Here is a 15,684-nt window from a genome sequence, read left to right as displayed (position 1 = left end):
CTCCGCGCAACGGGCTGGACGCCTGCTGTGCTGGAGCCTTACCGCCGGCATGACCACCGCCGCCACCGACCTGCTCCTCACCCCCCAGGCCGACTGGTGGCAGGCCCTGTGGCCGGCGCCCTGGTACCTCATCCCCCTCGCCGCCCTCACCTGGGCCGCCCTGCGAGCCCACGAGAAGGCCGAGCAGCACCCGTCGGACGATGACACCCTCCCGGATCAGTGGGACCAAGCAGCGTAGGACCCGACACTTCACTCTGGCTCCAGGCATATCTTGATCTTTAACCTGTGCGGCGGGGCCGTGGGGTCGTTGACTTCTTTGTTCGTCGTTGCGTCGGCTGTGCTTTGCGGGGTGTGTGCACGTCGTGGCGGGGTGTGGGCTGGGTGTTCTTGCGGCCCGGTGGTCGTCCAGGACCGGGCCGGGAGGGTTTCGGTGCCTGGGCCGGGCAGGCGGTCGTCGGGCGGATGTGTCGGAAGTCCCGGCGGACACGGGCGGGGGTGAGTCTGTCCGGCGGGCTGGGTTTCTCCCAGGGGCGGCGCCGGTCGGCTGCCAGCGGCCGGGCGAGCCGCAGTTGGGTGTAGGCGGCGAGGATCAGCCAGGTCCAGCGGTCGGCCGCTTCGGGGGTGCGGATCTTCGGTGTGGTCCAGCCCAGGGTCTGCTTGAACAGGCGGAAGGTGTGCTCGATGTCGAAGCGTCGCAGGTAGGACTGCCAGAGGCGGTCGGCGTCGGCTTCGGTGGCGTCGGTGCCCGACCACCACAGCCAGACCGGCTTGGGGGTGGCTCCGCTGGGCAGGTGGTCGATGTCCAGGCGGATCACCGTCCCCTCGATGATGGGGAGGGTGCCGTCGGCCATGGCCCAGGAGGAGCGGTGGGTCAGCTTGGGATGCAGCCGGTTCCAGGAGCGGGCCAGGGCGGTGCCGTAGAGGCGGGTGTCGGTGACGGTCTGGGTGTCCGGGGTGCCCCAGGTGTCGGGCTGGCCGAAGACGAACTCGCCGCCGTGCCGGGGCGGGCGGCCCATCGTGCCCGGCCGACGAGGCGGAACAGGCCTGCGCAGGACCCGGTCCGAACGCATCCGGGCCAGCACCTGCACGGGCAGATCTCGCAGGAGGAAGGCCAGGCGGGGTGCGTCGTAGCCGGCGTCCGCGACGATGAGGATGTCCGGGTCGCCCGTCTGCCACTGACCCGCCCTGATCAGTCGCTCAACCAGTTCGCGCAGTTGGCGGGCGGTGACTGTGGCAGTGTCGTCCCCGGGTGCCAGCCGAAGCGCGTCCAGCGGCGCGGTCCATGAACTGCGGCCGGGCTCGAGCGCGCAGACGATGGAGTACGGCCAGCCGGGAACGGGGATGTGCTGGTCCTTGCCGCGTCCGTAGGTGTGGCACAGGATCCGTTGCGGTGAGGTGTGAGCATTGGGCCGCAGCCAACAGGTGATGTCGACAGCCAGGACCAGCCGGCCATCAGCGGCCCGCGGCAGGGGCACCGCGGTCAGGGCCTGCCGCAGCCGGTCCGTATCCACTTGGCCGCGGGCCACCGCCGCGTAAAGTCCGCCGTGACCGCGACGGTGTTCGCCCACCAATGACAGCTCGGCCAGCGACCTGACCGGCCCGTCACCGCACAGGACGGCGTCGGCCAGCTCGAACAACGCATCCGAACGAGCGGTGAGACAGGAGTAGAACTCGCCCCGGAAGCGTGACAGTTGCGCCAATTCCTCTTGCCGGGTGTCGCGTTGCAGCAGACTCATCCTTGCGGCCTTCGTGCTGGACGTGTGTGTTCCTTGGTCGGAGCACATGTTCAGACGAAGGCCGCTTCTGCGTCCGCCGGATACCGAACCGAGTGATCAAGTTCGAGACGCCATTCGACGCCGGACGTTAAAGATCAAGCTAGGGCGTGTTGTGAAAGTCCTGGTCGCACGTGGTCCGGCGCCAGAGGGGTGGCGTCGATGTCAGCGGTGCTGTGCATGATCGGCGAGTCAGCTCGTCGTGGAGAGGAAACTACCGTGTCGATCACAAACCAGCAGGTATGGGGACACGCGTTCCTGCGGGAGATGTTCGACGACTCGTACTTCCCTGATCGCATCGTCGAACGGGGCAGGGGAATTCTGCTGAGTCTGTGCGAGCGCATCGAGGCCGAACGGCCGTCGGATCTGGAGGCCCTGTATGCGCTCACCCAGGCTGCGACCGAGGAGTTCAACCTACTGGACAGGGAGTTCATGGCGGCCGGGAGCGGGATCGAGACGGTCGCTCGCGAGTGGATCTGTGACGAGTTCTGTTTCGTCGCATCGGCATACGAGTTCACGGACGCGGATGCGGAGGAGCTGACCGCCGGCCGGGACTGGTGACCGAGGACGGGAATGCCACCCCGGTCAGAGCCACTCGTTGAGAGTTGCGATCAGCACGGTCGCCTCGTAGCGAACAGCGAGCTTGTCGTGCCGCGTGGCGACAGCACGGTGTCTCTTGAGGCGGTTGATCCCGCACTCGACCGCATGACGCTCACGGTAGTCAGCCTTATCGAACTTCGGTGGTCGACCGCCGCGGGAGCCGAGCTTCCGCCGGTTCCGCGCCTGGTCGGCCTTGTCGGGGATGGTGCAGCGAATCCCGCGGTGACGCAGGTAGGCGCGGTTCTTGCGGGAGGCGTAGGCCCGGTCCGCCCGCACCCGATCAGGGCGGACCCGCGGCCGACCCGGTCCGACACGGGGCACGCGGACCCTCTCCAGAACAACTTCGAACTGCGGCGAGTCCCGCGCTGCCCAGCGGTCACCACGATCGACATAGGCTTCTGCCCCTGCTCCACTGCCAGGTGAAGCTTGGTAGTGAACCCGCCGCGCGACCTCCCCAGCCCATGGTCGCCAGGCTCCTTTAAGATGCCGCCCGGCGGTTCCTTCTGAAGGTCGCCGTGCTTGCGAGCTCCAGCCGCATGCTGATGCGCGCGGCAGACCGTGGAGTCGACGCTCAGGTCCCATGTGATCGCCCCCCTCGCGTCGGCCAGGGACTGGAGCCGGGTAATGATCCGCTGCCAGGTACCGTTTCGCTGCCACCGGCGGAAGAGGTCATAGACCCGGCTCCACGGTCCGTACTCGGCAGGGACGTCCCGCCACGGAACGCCGGTCCGGACACGGAACCGTATGCCGTCGATCAACTGCCGCCGAGCCCAGACCGGCGGTCGCCCTGCTCTGGCTCCCCTCGGCAACAACGGCTCCAGCACCGCCCACTGCTCGTCTGTGAGATCTCCCCGACCTATGAACCGTGATCATCCACAGCCCAAGATCCACTTTCGTGCGCACAATGGCCCGCCTCCGCCGCGCCCCGGCTGGCTCCGTCGAGCTGGCCCCGCCGCCGCACGGTGGCCGCCCTCAGCGCGAACGTCTGGTTTCCCGTGCCTGGAGGCAGGAGACCAGACGTTGCGCGTCTTCCGGCCGGGAAACCGTCTCGTGGCCAGGCCCTGTCCTGCCGCATCCGCGGCGGGCGGATACACAATCGGCCGTTGTGCAGGCGGCGGCAGCCCTCCACGCTCCACTTACGGGAGTCGCGGAGCTCGGCCTCCGGCGGGAAACCGCCTGCTTAGTCACCGTCCGGTCGGCATCACGTACTGCGTCCAACAGCCTCATGTACTGCGGTACTCCCGCAGACCTGACCAGCACTGCACCTGCAGCGATGCGGCGTCGGCCGGATCAGGTGTGCTCTGCCTCGCTCTGCAGTGTGCTCGGGCGGGGTAGGAAGCTGAGCGTGTGCGCCTGCGTGACGGCTTCGTGCAGGGTCGCGGTGATGCGGAAGATGTTGTCCAGCCGCAGATAGTGCATGCGCTGGCAAAGCGGTGATGCCGCTGGAAATCGATGAAGGTGAGGGAGGTGTCAAGGACGAGGCAGCGGCAGTTCTCCGGCAGGAGCTCGCCCGCTGCCCGCATCCTCTCGCCGGTGCAGAACCCGAACGGCACCCTTTGACAGTGACATGGCAACAGGGCCCGTACTTCTGTGTCGTTTGACCAGTGGTCCTGCAAGTCGGCTGAGAGGCTGTTGTCTTTCCGAGTCTGACGACTGCGTTTTCGCTGGTCAGGGATAGGTGCGGCGTCGGTGTGGGAGTGATGGACCATCGTTTCGTCGCTCCCGTGGAGGTTGCGGATGCCGTCGGTTGTCGGACTGCTGGAACAGCACGAGCTTGCCGCCCGTCGTCGTGTGGACGGGCTGCGCGAGGAGGCCGACCGCATCCAGGCCGAGCTTGCAACGGCCGAGCAGGAATGGCTGAAGTGGACGATCGCCCGCGAGCGCGTTGGTGCGGTGCTGTCCGCGCCGGGCGGCGATTCAGCCGACGCGGTGGCCGCCGAGCAACCGGGCCGTGCCGGGCTGGAAGCAGGGGTGCAGGCGTCGGCGCCCGTGGCGGCGAAGGCGAAGTCGCAGGTTCCGGTATGGCGCGAAGGGCTGGCCCGGACGGCACTGTCGGCGGACTACCAGCGCATCCTGGCCGCGCTCGCGGATCGGGTCCGTCTCGGCCAGGGCCCGCTGACCTGCCAGGAGATGACCGTCCTGTTCGGCATGGACGTGGTGCCGGCCAGGGTGGAGGCGCTGCGGTCGAAGGCGAAACGCCTGGTCTCGCGGGGCTGGCTGGCCGAGCCGGCACCGGGCCGGTTCACGCTCGCGCGGAGCGTGAGCGGGCCAGACGGCGGGTCATGACCATGGTCATCGACCAGTAGATCATCGCCTCGGCGCTGGTCGTGCGGCGTTCGAAGTCGCGCGCCAGGCGGCGGCTTCGCATCAGGTGGGCGAAGAGCCGCTCGACGATCCACCGCTTGGGCAGCACCACGAAACCGCGTGTGTCGTCGCTGCGCTTGACGATCGCCAGGACCAGAGCGAGCGCGGCCAGGCAGTGTTCGACGAGGCTGCCGGTGTAACCGCCGTCGGCCCAGACGAGTTCCAGCCGGTGGTGAGCGTCGGCCACTCGCTCGAGCAGCACCTTCGCGGCGGCGCGGTCACCGATGTCCGCTGCGGTGACCATCACACCCAGCAGCAGGCCGAGGGTGTCGACGACGACGTGCCGCTTGCGTCCGTTGATCAGCTTCCCGCCGTCGAAGCCGCGGCTGTCGGCACCCACCACGGCGTCCGCCTTGACCGACTGCGAGTCGATCACCCCGGCCGTCGGCTCCGCATCCCGCCCCGTCTCCAGGCGGACTCGGCCGCGCAGCCGGTCGTGGAACTCCCTGGCCAGGGCGTTCTCGCGCCATCGGCGGAAGAACGCGTAGACCCGGTCCCACGGCGGGGAGTCGGCCGGCATTGCACGCCATTTGATGCCGTTGTCCACCAGGTAGCGGACGGCGTCCAATATCTGCCGGTGGCAGTACGCCTCCGGCTGCCCGCCCCGGCCACGCAGCCAGCCCGGCACCGGCAGCAGCGGCCGGACCACGGCCCACTCCGCGTCCGTCATGTCCGAGGGATACCGCCGAACACGCTCCGGGTGATCGACCGCATTCCCGATCCGGTGGGCGAGGCAATCACACGATGGTGCAGCCGAGTTGAACTCCACCGGCGTGAGCACGTAAAACTGCGGCAACAGGGTCTCCTGGATCTCGGTCGGCTTCGCAACCCCGAGCTACCAAGAGGCCCTGCCTTCATGCCCGCAGCCCGCCGCGATCACCCGATCGAGACTCCCGTTCGACGCCCGCCTCTCAAGACCGGAACGACAACAGCTACTGAGACTGCCGTAGCAAGTCACTGGAGCTCGGCGATCGGGGTGAGGGGGAGTGAGAGTGTCCGTGTGGGGTGCGTAGGGTGGCGTTGTGTGGCGTGTTCGCATAGGAGGCGGGCGCGGACCGTCTTTGCAAGCGCTGGGCCGCAGTGCTGCCGTGTTCAGATCCACCAGGTTTCGTCGGGCCCGGTGATGTGATCGACGCGTAGCTGGTGGCTGGTTGCCCCTGGTGTGGTGAGTCGGCTGATCAGCTGGTCGTAGCGGGTTGCCAACGTTTTGTAGACCTCGGTTGCCGGGAGGGGGGCGTTGCCGGCGGCGTGTTCCAGTACGCGCCAATTCCCGAGGAACTCCAGGGTCATGTCGACCAGCGCTCGCCCGGCATGGGCGGACATCACGTCTGCGGGACCGGAGAACTGTCCGCGGTGGAATGCCAGGTTCCGTGTAACGTAGAGCCAGTGGAGGGTCGCCTCGTAGACCTCCTGTTGGTGTTGCATGTATTGGGCGAGCGCGGACGGGTCGGCCAGGCGCACTCGCCACAGACGCAGCCGTGTAGCACTGTGACCGCCAGTGAACGCACTGAGCGAGTCGACGGCGTCCCGGGCCGCGCGCAGCTGAGCAGGGTCGTTGGCGCGCGGTGGTGTCAGCATCTGTAGCCAACAGCCGATGTCGAGGAGGTAGTCCTCCTGCTGTGGCGGAGTGGGGACATGTTGGCGCAGGGCGTCTTCCCAAGCCCTCACGTTCTGCTTTGCTTCCAGGTGGGCAGTCTCCTCCTGAGCTAGTATCGCTGCGGCCTGTGAGGCCAGTTGCCGATGTTGTGCGGCAGCAGCCAGGGCTGCCGCAGAATCGGACTGGCTGCTGTCGTGAACAGCGCGCTCGTGCCGCTTCAATTGCCCGCGAGCCGCCTGGACTCTGATCTGATGCTGGTTGAGGCGAGCCCTGGCGCCCATGACCAGCAGGGGATGCAGGGAGATGATCTGCTGGCGGAGAGTCTGCAGCGCGCAGGCCTTCGCCAGAGGGCCCGCCTGCTTGGGTGTGAGTCCGGTGGACTCCAGGGCGCTCCAGGACAGGGCCGCGCTTGTCATCGGGGCGTCAACGCGGCGCGCAAGGCTTACCGCGCGCATGGCGGGCAGCAACTCGTGCGGCTGATGCTTTGTGAGCGGGTAGACGTGCTTGGCCGTTGGCGTAGTGGAAGTGCCCCGTTGGGACTTGCCGTTCGCGGTGCGGATCATCCAGGGCTCCGCGATGCGCAACTCGACGAGACGCTCTCCTGCTGCGTACTGGTCGAGAGCCTGGCTGAGTTCGCGGCGCCCCAGGACGACGGAGCTGAGGATGTCGGCTGCCGTGACAGGAAACTGGACGATCAGCGCGTGGCTGCCCAGCGGTCCCACCCAGCGTGCGAAGTCTGTCACTGTCTGCGGTGCGCTGCTGTCCCCGACGGGCTGATGGTCGACAAGCCCCCATTGGCGACTGCCCGGAAGTAAATCTTCCAGGTTCATCAGCTTTCTGGCTCCCTGGACAAGAAGCGTGAGGACTCGTTTCTGGGGGGCTGGCCAGAGCACGTCCATGATCTGCTGGACATGCACGGGGCCCTGCATGAGCAACGACTGCAGGTCGATGGCCAGACGTTCCTCGTCACGTCCCTGGAGGGCAAGCAGCACTGCCAGTTCGCCCTGCATCGTGTCCTGCAGTGTGTAGTCGGCTGGCGGTTGTGACCACAGCCGTACTACCCAGTCCTGCACTGCCGTGACCAGGGACGGGAAGAGAGCGTCAAGCCCTGCGGCCAGATGTCCGGCCGAGGGCAGGGGCGCCAATGGACGCCGACGGGTCCGAAGATGCGCGGTCAGGTCTGTATCGGCAGCCGTCAGAAACGTCTCAGCCTGCTGGAACAGGGTGTGCCCGCCGCCGTGCTGGAAAGCCCCCTCGGCCTGTCTCGCACAGGCCAGAGCCGACCGGATCACGCGCTGCAGCAGCTCGGGCTGCGGCTGGCCGTCCGCAGCGCTGCCTGCCAGACCGGCGCGTGCCCTGGTCAGCGCCAGCAGGGCACTGTTCGAGGCCGAGGCGTGCTCCCCTGCCAGCGCCTGGGGGTCAAGAGCGTGCAGAACCCTTCCCAACAAGCCACATTGAGACTCAGTCAACTGAGATGCGTCGAAGGCGTGCAGCAGCATGGGCTCGGTATGGCGCACTGTTGCACTCTACTGCCCAACAGGATCAGCGGCACGGTTCGATCTCCCACGGAGCTGGCATCAGCCAACCAGACGCTGTCGTTGCTGACGGCGTAGGCCGCTGTCCGTCTTCCGAAAGCGGGTGCGTCACCGGCCTGGCCTGCGGTGACGGTGAAGGCCAGCGGCCGTGCACCGCCGTCCGCGGCCAGGTGGACCTTGGTGGTCAGTCCGCCGCGGGAGCGTCCGAGTGCGTGATCGGCGGGCTCGCCGGGACGGACCGCCCCTTTTTGCGTGCTCCGGCCGCATGCTGGTGAGCCCGCACGACGGTGGAGTCCACCGACACCGTCCAGTCGATGTCGTCGTCAGCATCCGCCGCCGACAGGACGGCGGCAAGGATCCTCTCCCAGGTGCCATCGACGGCCCATCTGATCAGGCGTTTGTGGGCGGTCTGGAACGGGCCGAGCTCGTCGGGCAGGTCCCGCCAGGGCGAGTTGGTGCGGTACTTCCACGCGATGGCCTCAAGGGTGCGGCGGTGGTCGGCCCATCGCCGGCCGCGGACCGGATCGGTCGGCATCAGCGGCTCGATCCGGTCCCACATGGCATCAGTGATCACTAATCGGACACACACATCCGATCAACTGATCAACCCATCAAAGAGACACGCCCTAGTAGTGCTTCGTTAGGTTCTGGGCTGTCTGTGGCGGGTTCGTGGGCTGGGCAGAGGGCGGCCGCAGGTGGCGCAGGCACCGGTCCAGCACCTCAGCAGGTCTTGAAGAACGTCAAGGACCTGGTAGAGGGTCAGGCCGGTGTGTGGGCTTTTGGGTCGAGCCGCCGGAGGGTGAGGAATGCCTGGGCGGCGGTGACGAGGGTGACGTGGTGGTGCCAGCCGCGCCAGGTGCGGCCCTCGAAGTGGTCCAGGCCCAGGCCGTGCTTGAGTTCGCGGTAGTCGTGTTCGATCCGCCAGCGCATCTTCGCCCATCGCACCAGGTCGGCGACCGGGGTCGAAGCGGGCAGGTTCGACATCCAGTAGCCGGTCGGAGCGTCCTGGCCGTCCGGCCACTCAACCAGCAGGGTCTGGGTGGGCAGGACGCCGTCCCATCGGTTGCGGCCGCCGCCCGCCTCCTGGGCCGCGGCCAGGGACTGCTTACCCGCGGGCCGCACCGTCAGGACCGCGAACCGGGAGATCATCGCGCCTTTGCTGCCCTGACGCCAGGTCACCTCGGCGAACCGGCCGACACCGGCTTCGGCCGCGAGGACCGAGACGGCTCGTGGTGGAGTGCGGTAGCGGGGCAGCGTCGGCGGGCCGAGCCCGCTGTAAGCGGGCTGGTACGGCTCGGCATTCTCCGGGTGGGCGACTTCCTTCCCGGTCAGCGCGAGCACATAGGACAGCCCGCGCTGTTGAAGACCGAGCCGGAACGGGGTGCTGACGCCGTAGCCGGCATCGGCGACCACGACCGGAGCCTTCAGCTGCCACTCGTCGAGCGTGTCGAGCAGGCCGAGCGCCAGGCGCCACTTCTCCTGGTGCACCACCTCGTCGGGCACTCCTGCCCTGCGGCACCGCTGCGGTGCATCCGTCCACTCGCGTGGCAGATACAACTCCCAGTTCAGCGGACACGACGCGGTGTCGGTGGCGGCATGGACACTGACCGCGACCTGGCAGTTCGCCCGCTTGCCGACCGCTCCGCAGTACTGCCGGGTCACCCCCACCGACGCGGTGCCGCACTTGGGGAACGACACATCGTCGACCACCCACACCTCGGGCCCGATCACCTCGGACAGCCGCTCGGCGATCCGCTGCCTGACCGGCAGCGGATCCCACGGCGACTGGTTCACGAACTGCTGCAGAGCCTGCATGTTCCCGTCCGGCAGCCGCTCGGCCATCGGCTGGATCGACTTGCGCCGGCCGTCGAGCATCAGGCCCCGCAGATAACACTCGCCCCACCGCCGCTGATCCCGCCGCGGCAGCGACCCGAACACATCGGCAACGAACTCCGCCAACTCACCCCGGAGCCGTTCCACCTCCCCCAGCTTCACCCTGGGAGGCTGCCCACCATCAGCCGAGATCACCCAACGTAACGAAGCACTACTAGGGCCCGGCTCCGCGTCGTGGCTGATCGAAGCCGCTGCAAGCGGGTCGCCCGGATCCGTACCAAGATGGCCGCCGCTGTCGAACTCACGGCTCTGATCGGTGCCGGCCAGGTCGTCATCGCCGTCGGACTCGCGGCGAGGTCGGCCAGTTCGAGGAGGACGCCCTGGTGTCGATCACCCAGCGCCGCGAATCCATTGCCCGTCCCGCGGGTCTCGTCGTCGCCGACGAGACCTACTCCGTCCAGCCGGGCACCTCCGATCCTGCTCCGGCCGATCAGTGACGAAATCATGTCCCGCGCCTGCACCGACCGGCCCACGACGCGTCCAAACGCCGCTGGCGCCGCCCACCGAGGATGTAACAGGCCATTCACTACTGACCCTGTTGAAACACCTCAACTTCCCAGATCCGGAATCTCGGTACTCCCGACCATGTCGGGAGACCGGAAGTGGTGTTGCCGGAAAGCGGAACCCATCACGGCTGAGCGGGTCCGTCGTGCTCACCGCTCTCGGCGCGAGGGAAGTCCCGTCGCAAGCCACAAGCTCATGGCTGCGACCAGCGCGAACCGTTTCTGCGAGCCCGGAGCAGGTAGATCCGCACGTCGGCCCCATCGGCCGAATATGAGAAGAAAGAGTGATGATCTTATGGCTACTCTCCTAAGACTTTGATCATGTTCCGCTCAGCGCGGGACACAACCAGGGGGTGGAGAGTGGCTCGGCGTAACCCGGGAGTCATAAGCAAAACGATCTTGGCGTTCGCTCTCGCGGCATCGCTTTCGAGCGTGGGCAGCGCGGCGAACGCGGCCGTATCAGGACCGGACGTCTGCGAGCTCGAAGAAGGCGAACTGACCATCTACGACCTGCCGGCCGGCTCGTCCGTGATCCTGTGCGATGCAGTCGGCCGTGTGGTGACCCATGACGGCACAGGGGTGACGGTGCCCGAACCCGGTATGGCCGTCACTATCGACACTCTGACTACGGACGGTGAGTCGCACGGGTTCACGTTGCAGGTCGGCACCGACGGCAAGGTCTCCTACGGCCTCGAGGACACTGCGGTCGACGCCTCGACGGACGGTTATGACCGCCCCGGCTCCGCAAACCCCGACCCGGCGACCCACGTGCCTGCTGAGCCGGACACCGTGGTCGACCCCATCGACACCGCGGAGGGCGCCGAAGCTGCCGATGTCGACGCTGCCGCTGCTCCTTCGGCATGCAGCGACGGCGCGTACTCGACGAACGACCAAAAGGAGTACGGCACCTACAACTGGTACGTCGGCGACGGGGGGATGCCCGGCGGACTGTCCCGAGACGACGCCAAATGGGCGTTCATGGATGCGATCAACAACATCACGAACAGTCACAACAACTGCGGGTACAGCGACTCAGTGGGCGCCAAGGAGAACTACCTGGCCAACACGAGCCGTGAGGCGAGCATCAACAGCAGCAACCGGTGCACCGGCCGGGACGAGCTGAGCGTGTGGGATGGGGGCGACCTCAAGAGCGGTGTCGTCGCGTCGACCTGCTCGTACACCTGGGCCATGCCCGGGGTCAAGAATGATCTGCGTGAGGCCGACGTCCGTTTCAACACCCACGACTACGACTTCACGAACAAGCCGACCAGCAGCTGCTCGAACAAATACGACATCCGCTCCGTCGGTACTCATGAGGCCGGACACGTCTTCGGGCTGGGACACGTGGGCTCAGGACATTCGAACCTCACCATGTACACGAACTCGTTCACATGCAAGACGATCGCCAGGACCCTCGGCAAAGGAGACGTCCTGGCCCTCCGTAGCATCTACTAGGAGGAACACAATGAGCCGGTCGGGGCGAACCACGCGAGTGTCTCTCGTGGCAGCCATGATGATGCTGGCTGTGGCCTGCACATCGGAGAGCAGCAGTGACGGAGGCGAGCAGGCGGAATCCTGCGCCTACCGAGTCCTCTATCAGGACCGCACGTACCGGGACGTCGCGAACGTGGAATACACGGCGGGGGAGAAGCTCGGGTCTGCCACCATTCCGCCGTGTCAGGACACCGGAGACCAGGAAAAAACTGAGGAATCCGGCGAGACGACGACCGCCTACGCGGTGGACGGCATCTCACCCGACATAGCCGTCGCCGTCGGTGACAGCCCCGACGACGCTACCTTCGTGGCTGCCTACTCGGGCAACAAGCTCCCTCCGGAGATACGGAAACTGATCGACAGGCCCTGACCTCGGCCGTGTTCGCGCCGCCCGGGCGGCGCGAACACGGCCCACGGCCTCCGACAGCCGCGACGCCATGTGCACGAATCCCTCTGTACAGCCGTCGCCCGTGTTAAGGAGCGAGTTCGTCGGGCACGGACAGCCCCGCCCTCACCCTCGGGCCACGGCTGGCCAACCTACGACCGTGCCGACCTGCGGAAATGGTTACCTGGCAAGCGTATCGGCGTGCGCATCGCGCGCAAAGGCATCGAGTCCAGCGAACGATTGGGCCGCCGCCGCTGGGTCATCGAGCGCACCATGTCGTGGCTGTCCGGCTACCGCCGGCTCAGCCCCCGCTACGAACGCGACCCCCGCAACTACCTGGCCTTTCTCGGCCTCGCAGCCGCCCTCTGCTGCTACAAGCGACTTGTCCGCCTCACCACGTAGGACACGGTCTTAGAGGGTGTCTCACGTGGTGAGTTTTGCGAGCTTCTTGTAGCAGGTCAGGGTCGCCGCGAGTCCGAGGAAGGCCAGGAAGTGGCTGCCCTTTCGCTCGTATCGGACGGTCAGGCGGCGGTAGCCGAAAAGCCACGAGATCGACCGTTCGATCTTCCAGCGGTGCCGGCCGAGACGCTCGCTGGACTCGATGCCGGGTCGGGCGATGCGCGGGACGATGTCCCGCTCGCGCAGCCACTTCAGCCTCTCGGCGGAGTGGTACGCCTTGTCGGCGCGGAGCCTGCCGGGCCGACGTCTGCGGGGGCCGCGCCGGGAGCGGATGGCGGGGATGCCCAGCACCAGCGGCAGGAGCGCCTGGCTGTCATGAACGTTCGCCCCTGAGACGCCAAGGGTGAGAGGGAGGCCCTGGGCGTCGGCCAGGACATGGAGCTTGCTGCCTTTCTTGCCCCGGTCGACCGGATTGCGCCCGGTCAGCGATCCCCCCTTTTCGCGCGGACGGAGGCCGCGTCCACGATCGCCGAGGTCCAGTCCACCTCGCCACGGGCGCCGAGTTCGTCCAGAACGGCCTGGTGCAGCCGCCGCCACAGCCCGTCCCTGGCCCATGCGGAGAACCGGCGGTGCGCGGTGGCCGGCGAGACGCCGAACGTCTCCGGCAGGTGCCGCCAGGCACAGCCGCTGGTCAGCACGTACACCACAGCCGTGAACACCGCCCGCTCATCAACCGGAGCCGTACCGCCTCCCTGCGGACGGGAAGCGAACGAAGGCAGCAACGGTGCGACCAGCGACCAGAGTTCGTCAGGAACCAACCGCTGCGACAAACCAACACCCATGGCAAAACATCATGCCGCATCCACCTCACACCACGTGAGACACCCTCTGAGTCCTCGAGGGGGCCTATTGATCAGAAACTCATAGGGTTCTCGTCCAGGGTGTAACGGACGGTGGGGCCGCCGAAGTAGCCGCGGACGATGTGCGGTTGCCGCTGGCGTCTGCGGAAGAATCGGCGCGTCTCGGCGGCGAGTTCGGTTTGATCGCGGGCCCGGTGCTGCTTGGGCAAGCTGTGCTTGAGGTCGGCGTTGACCAGTTCATCAGGGTTGAGCTCGGGCGAGTACGGCGGCAAGAAGTGCAGTTCGACGTCGTCGGGGTGGGCGGCGAGCCAGGCGCGAACCTTCCTGGAGCGGTGGGCGGAGTGCCCGTCGACCACGAGATGGACCTTGTGGTCGAAGTGGCCGGCGAGCCGGTCCAGGAAGCGGCACATCACCTCGGCGGTGAAGTGCTCGGCGAAGACCATGAAGTGCATCCGGCCCCTGGTGCTGATCGCCGACATGGCGTTCACCGAGAACCGGTTCCCGCTCCGCCGCACCACGGGCGTCCTGCCCTTCTCACCCCAGGTACGGCCGGTGACCTGGTCGGAGCGGATGCCGACCTGGTCGGCGAAGAGGATCTCGCCGCCGTCCTTCTTCGCCCGCGCACAAATCTTCGGCCAGGTCTCCTCGTGTCAGCGCCGGACAGCCTGCGGGTCCTGCTCGACGGCCCGCTTGTCCGGCCGCTGGAACGACAGTCCCCACCGCTTGAGGTACTTGCCCACCCCCGGCTCGGTCAGCCGCACCCGGTACAGCTTCGCGATCAGCTCACCCACCAGCCGCCGCGTCCACAACTGCCCGCTCAGCCCCACGTCACAGGGCCGATGATCCAGGACGGCCTGCCGCACGGCGGCCTGCTCGGCCTCGTCCAGCACCTGATGCACACCCACCGGCTTGCCCCGCGGCCGCATGACCAACGACTCCCGGCCACCGGCCTGCCACTTCGCCCACCAGCCGTCCACCGCCTTCAGCGACACCCCGAACACCGCCGCGACGTCCTCACGGTCCCGCCCCGCCACCAACGCGGCCACTGCCCGCAACCGCAGGGCCTCCCGCGCCGACGGCGACAGATGCCGCGCGTCCCCCACCAGATCGCTCACACACCACCAACGACCCAGAACCCGAACCGTTTCGAATCAATACCAGCGCGAGCACTCCGCGAACCGGTCACACCAGCCCTTCTGCCTGCGTCTTCAGGTTGGCGGAGGCTCAGTGAAACGGTCCACCGACCGAGTCGATGGACCGTTCACCACGGCTGAAGGAAATGCAGCCGCGTCAGGCGCGCCCCCTGATTCTTCCCTGCCGGACGGACAGCCCGCTTCCGACGCGCCCTACCACCAGGTCAGAACCCAGACCGGCTCGCGCTTCGGGTTGCAGGTGAACCCGATGGCGGTCCCATTGGCGACCATTCCGTTGCCACGGATGACGCACACCTCGGCGGTAAGGATTTCTTCCTTGTGAATGACCACGGCCGACGCGCTCGATGTACCGGCGATGGACATCATCACGGCAGCCGCGGTGACACCGGCTGCAGCGGTGATCTTACGAAAGCGAGAAGACTTCAATTTTCCCCATTTCACACATGTGATTCCCAGAAGGTTGAGTGCGAGTGGTCCGACCCCGTAGAACGCCGTCAAAAGGTGTTGGTCCACACATACCCTCGGGCGCACCCTCCATCAGAGTCGCACATTTATCGACTCGGCGTGATCACATTAACACGCCAACAACCTGAAGATCCTGCAATTCCCCTCGGCGCGCCACGAGTTGACGCGCCGCGAGTCGGCGCGCATCGCGCGGCCCGGAACGCGACCCGCTCCCCGATGGTCGCGCACTGTAAGCGCCCGTACGCATATCCTGAGCGACTCTGTCGGGAATCTTGAGGATTGAGCTCATTTGCCTTGTCGCCACCAGCATTCCCAGGTCAGGTCGCGCGAGTCGGGGTAGAGCTGGAACGCCGTGAGACCTCTGGGGCGGTGATGTGCTCGTGAGGCGAGGCGTTCGATGTTGATGGCGATGCCGGTCAGAACGTGTTGGATGTGGGTCTTTCGGTGGCCGTGGTAGCGGCTGCGGTGGGCTCGGTGGGCGTTGACGAGTTCGCAGATGGTTCCTTCGATGCTGGACCGGGTGGCGTAGAGCCGCTTCCAGCGGGGGTCCTGCTGGTCGGTGCGGTTGGTGGCCTGGAGGGGCGTTGTCACGTTGTTGGGTGCGTGACTGTCTGATGGGGCGTCGGGAAGTGGTGAAGCTTCCCCTTGATCGTGGACACCTGG

The 15,684-nt window shown here is 67.0% G+C and carries 15 protein-coding genes and 2 pseudogenes; 6 read left to right on the top strand and 11 right to left on the bottom strand.

Annotated features, from left to right (window positions below; translation table 11 throughout):
* Nucleotides 1-49 precede the first annotated feature (49 nt).
* On the top strand, nt 50-238 hold the full coding sequence (locus C1708_RS35540; RefSeq protein WP_241911502.1) for a hypothetical protein: 189 nt from the start codon (nt 50-52) through the stop codon (nt 236-238).
* A gap of 40 nt (nt 239-278) precedes the next feature.
* Here the strand turns inward: C1708_RS35540 and C1708_RS33430 are convergent, their stop codons facing one another.
* Entirely contained in the window at nt 279-1,736 is a 1,458-nt protein-coding gene (locus C1708_RS33430) for an NF041680 family putative transposase (protein ID WP_106410804.1), read from the bottom strand.
* Between the two features lie 255 nt (nt 1,737-1,991).
* Here C1708_RS33430 and C1708_RS33425 point away from each other — a divergent pair, with 255 nt between their 5' ends.
* A complete protein-coding gene (locus tag C1708_RS33425; protein ID WP_106416673.1) occupies nt 1,992-2,333 on the top strand; it encodes a DUF5713 family protein in 342 nt (113 codons plus the stop codon).
* Between the two features lie 24 nt (nt 2,334-2,357).
* Here C1708_RS33425 and C1708_RS33420 read toward each other — a convergent pair.
* A protein-coding gene (locus C1708_RS33420; RefSeq protein ID WP_106416672.1) for an IS5 family transposase occupies nt 2,358-3,232 on the bottom strand; the annotation gives its coding sequence in 2 pieces (ribosomal slippage) (nt 2,358-2,737 and nt 2,737-3,232; 876 coding nt in all).
* A gap of 877 nt (nt 3,233-4,109) precedes the next feature.
* On the opposite strand from C1708_RS33420, the gene C1708_RS33415 reads away from it, so the two are divergent.
* Nucleotides 4,110-4,658, top strand: coding sequence for a hypothetical protein (locus C1708_RS33415; RefSeq protein ID WP_106416671.1), 549 nt, complete (start codon nt 4,110-4,112; stop codon nt 4,656-4,658).
* Here C1708_RS33415 and C1708_RS33410 read toward each other — a convergent pair.
* From C1708_RS33410 to C1708_RS33395, 4 genes and pseudogenes are all read right to left on the bottom strand, one after another.
* Complete coding sequence (locus C1708_RS33410) at nt 4,615-5,406, bottom strand: IS5 family transposase (protein WP_106416655.1); 792 nt, start codon at nt 5,404-5,406, stop codon at nt 4,615-4,617. The genes C1708_RS33415 and C1708_RS33410 overlap by 44 nt on opposite strands.
* A 422-nt stretch (nt 5,407-5,828) precedes the next feature.
* On the bottom strand, nt 5,829-7,832 hold the full coding sequence (locus C1708_RS33405) for a hypothetical protein (protein WP_133169122.1): 2,004 nt from the start codon (nt 7,830-7,832) through the stop codon (nt 5,829-5,831).
* Nucleotides 7,833-7,963: 131 nt separating this feature from the next.
* A pseudogene (locus C1708_RS33400) lies at nt 7,964-8,457 on the bottom strand (IS5 family transposase); the annotation flags it as partial.
* Nucleotides 8,458-8,627: 170 nt separating this feature from the next.
* Entirely contained in the window at nt 8,628-9,863 is a 1,236-nt protein-coding gene (locus tag C1708_RS33395) for an IS701 family transposase (protein ID WP_106411736.1), read from the bottom strand.
* A gap of 800 nt (nt 9,864-10,663) precedes the next feature.
* On the opposite strand from C1708_RS33395, the gene C1708_RS35535 reads away from it, so the two are divergent.
* The 3 genes and pseudogenes from C1708_RS35535 to C1708_RS33380 all read left to right on the top strand — a co-directional run.
* Nucleotides 10,664-11,719: a matrixin family metalloprotease gene (locus tag C1708_RS35535; RefSeq protein WP_241911501.1), complete on the top strand. Its 1,056-nt coding sequence runs from the start codon at nt 10,664-10,666 to the stop codon at nt 11,717-11,719.
* A 55-nt stretch (nt 11,720-11,774) separates the two neighbouring features.
* Entirely contained in the window at nt 11,775-12,128 is a 354-nt protein-coding gene (locus C1708_RS33385; protein ID WP_106416690.1) for a DUF6281 family protein, read from the top strand.
* Nucleotides 12,129-12,281: 153 nt separating this feature from the next.
* Nucleotides 12,282-12,545 (top strand): annotated as a pseudogene (locus tag C1708_RS33380) (transposase); the annotation flags it as partial.
* A gap of 21 nt (nt 12,546-12,566) precedes the next feature.
* Here C1708_RS33380 and C1708_RS33375 read toward each other — a convergent pair.
* The 5 genes from C1708_RS33375 to C1708_RS33365 form a co-directional block, all read right to left on the bottom strand.
* A protein-coding gene (locus C1708_RS33375) for an IS5 family transposase (RefSeq protein WP_502696134.1) occupies nt 12,567-13,384 on the bottom strand; the annotation gives its coding sequence in 2 pieces (ribosomal slippage) (nt 12,567-13,034 and nt 13,037-13,384; 816 coding nt in all).
* Nucleotides 13,385-13,455: 71 nt separating this feature from the next.
* Complete coding sequence (locus C1708_RS36245) at nt 13,456-13,998, bottom strand: IS630 family transposase (protein ID WP_241911509.1); 543 nt, start codon at nt 13,996-13,998, stop codon at nt 13,456-13,458.
* 54 nt (nt 13,999-14,052) lie between these two features.
* Nucleotides 14,053-14,517, bottom strand: coding sequence for a winged helix-turn-helix domain-containing protein (locus C1708_RS36240; protein ID WP_241911181.1), 465 nt, complete (start codon nt 14,515-14,517; stop codon nt 14,053-14,055).
* A 231-nt stretch (nt 14,518-14,748) separates the two neighbouring features.
* Nucleotides 14,749-15,054 (bottom strand): hypothetical protein, encoded by a 306-nt coding sequence (locus C1708_RS33855; RefSeq protein ID WP_133169121.1) that lies wholly within the window; start codon nt 15,052-15,054, stop codon nt 14,749-14,751.
* A gap of 252 nt (nt 15,055-15,306) precedes the next feature.
* On the bottom strand, nt 15,307-15,612 hold the full coding sequence (locus C1708_RS33365) for a transposase (protein WP_106416668.1): 306 nt from the start codon (nt 15,610-15,612) through the stop codon (nt 15,307-15,309).
* Nucleotides 15,613-15,684: the final 72 nt, after the last annotated feature.

The sequence above is a fragment of the Streptomyces sp. DH-12 genome (assembly GCF_002899455.1).
Classification (GTDB): domain Bacteria; phylum Actinomycetota; class Actinomycetes; order Streptomycetales; family Streptomycetaceae; genus Streptomyces.
This window is presented reverse-complemented; position numbering and strand designations above follow the sequence as displayed.

Excerpts from the sequence above, each read along its gene's own strand:
- C1708_RS35540 (WP_241911502.1), top strand. The coding sequence starts at position 50 with ATGACCACCGCCGCCACCGACCTGCTCCTCACCCCCCAGGCCGACTGG.
- C1708_RS33430 (WP_106410804.1), bottom strand. The coding sequence starts at position 1,736 with ATGAGTCTGCTGCAACGCGACACCCGGCAAGAGGAATTGGCGCAACTG.
- C1708_RS33415 (WP_106416671.1), top strand. The coding sequence starts at position 4,110 with ATGCCGTCGGTTGTCGGACTGCTGGAACAGCACGAGCTTGCCGCCCGT.
- C1708_RS33410 (WP_106416655.1), bottom strand. The coding sequence starts at position 5,406 with ATGACGGACGCGGAGTGGGCCGTGGTCCGGCCGCTGCTGCCGGTGCCG.
- C1708_RS33405 (WP_133169122.1), bottom strand. The coding sequence starts at position 7,832 with ATGCTGCTGCACGCCTTCGACGCATCTCAGTTGACTGAGTCTCAATGT.
- C1708_RS33385 (WP_106416690.1), top strand. The coding sequence starts at position 11,775 with ATGATGATGCTGGCTGTGGCCTGCACATCGGAGAGCAGCAGTGACGGA.